This is a genomic window from Roseburia zhanii, from assembly GCF_014287635.1.
Lineage (GTDB): Bacteria > Bacillota > Clostridia > Lachnospirales > Lachnospiraceae > Roseburia_B > Roseburia_B zhanii.
Window position 1 is genome coordinate 1 of record NZ_JACOPH010000063.1, and the last position, 1,389, is coordinate 1,389.

The following is a 1,389-nucleotide window of genomic DNA, read 5'->3' on the forward strand; positions in this document are numbered from 1 at the left end:
CCAAAGACGTACTATTGCTTATATTAAAGTGAATGTTATTATGAGGAGCCGTATGCGGGAAAGCCGCACGTACGGATCTGTGAGGGGCTAAAGTTGCAAGGCTTTAGTCTACTCGACTGTATAACAGGAAAATTTAAGTTTGTAACGAAGGTATTTGCGATGAAAGGAATTAAGATTGAGTTATTGGGGATTGCAATAATACCTTTAGGAATTGCTGTGACAACAAATAATTTTTTGGGATATGTCCTAGGTGTTCTTGGATTTGGCGTCGCTGTAGTTGGCTGTTTTCTAAAAGATAATCACTGATAACTTCTTGTTAGAAAAATTGAGAAAACGTAATATTGAACAAAAAGAAATGCACAGTTCTTAGCTTATCGTGAACTGTGCATTTTTGTAAATAAATACTTTTAATTAGCCGATTACGGCATCCTCTGCTGTAAAATGTTCCAGAGAATTTTCTTTTACCTGAATGCAGATATAAGTAATTCCAGAAATATCGGATGCAAAAAACTGACGCTTTGCAGTAGGTGCGATTTTTAGCCAGTCTCCAGTTGAAAGGCTAATTTCTTCTCCATCAATTATGGCTTTGCCGTTACCTGAAAGAATTCCATAGATTTCTTCGTTTTCTTTATGAGAATGAACAAATGGGACATTTGCTCCTGCAGGTAGTTCGTTTAAACTGATTTCTGCACCTGTTAAAGACAACTTTTCATGCAGCTCAATTCGGTTTTCCTTTCCAATAGTTGTTTTTGTGTAATTTGCCATAATAGTACCTCCATAGTTAATTGTAGTTTCTGGTTGCTTGGTATTAGTATAGTGTGAGACACATACAAAAACAAGTACGCACCTTTTTGTAACTGTACACTCAAAAATGAATGTGTTACAATAGACTCGGAGGTGAGAATTATGCGAGCAAAAGAAGAATTACCGGAATGCCCAGTTGCAACAGCAGTATCTCTTATCGGAGGAAAATGGAAACTGCTGATTTTGCGTAACTTGAAAGAGCGTCCATGGAGATTCAATGAGCTACAACGAAGTATAGATGGTATTTCACAAAAGGTTTTGACAGATAGTTTAAGACAAATGATGAGTGATGGGCTGGCATATCGCCACGATTACCATGAGCAGCCACCGAGAGTTGAATACGGCTTAACGGAACTCGGAACAAAAATGCTTCCAATTGTTAATTCACTTGCTGACTTTGGTAACTACTATAAATCAATTATTGAACAGAATTAAGGACGTTAGTATTTGAAAAGCTTGAACAATTCCAGTTGTGCGCCCAGCTAAGGGTGTGTAACCAAGTCGGTGGGAATCCGATTTATCCAAGGTCTAGCCAGCCAGATAATAGCGAGTCTTGGGATGTTGTTGGTAACAGCAACTGACAAG

At 38.1% G+C, this 1,389-nt stretch carries 3 protein-coding genes; 2 read left to right on the top strand and 1 reads right to left on the bottom strand.

Going from position 1 to position 1,389, the window contains the following annotated elements; translation table 11 throughout:
* The first annotated feature begins 159 nt into the window (after positions 1–159).
* Positions 160–306: a hypothetical protein gene (locus tag H8S17_RS16080; RefSeq protein WP_186867891.1), complete on the top strand. Its 147-nt coding sequence runs from the start codon at positions 160–162 to the stop codon at positions 304–306.
* A gap of 105 nt (positions 307–411) precedes the next feature.
* Here H8S17_RS16080 and H8S17_RS16085 read toward each other — a convergent pair whose 3' ends face one another.
* Entirely contained in the window at positions 412–765 is a 354-nt protein-coding gene (locus H8S17_RS16085; RefSeq protein WP_020993869.1) for a cupin domain-containing protein, read from the bottom strand.
* 141 nt (positions 766–906) lie between these two features.
* On the opposite strand from H8S17_RS16085, the gene H8S17_RS16090 reads away from it, so the two are divergent.
* Complete coding sequence (locus H8S17_RS16090) at positions 907–1,239, top strand: winged helix-turn-helix transcriptional regulator (RefSeq protein WP_008373705.1); 333 nt, start codon at positions 907–909, stop codon at positions 1,237–1,239.
* Positions 1,240–1,389: the final 150 nt, after the last annotated feature.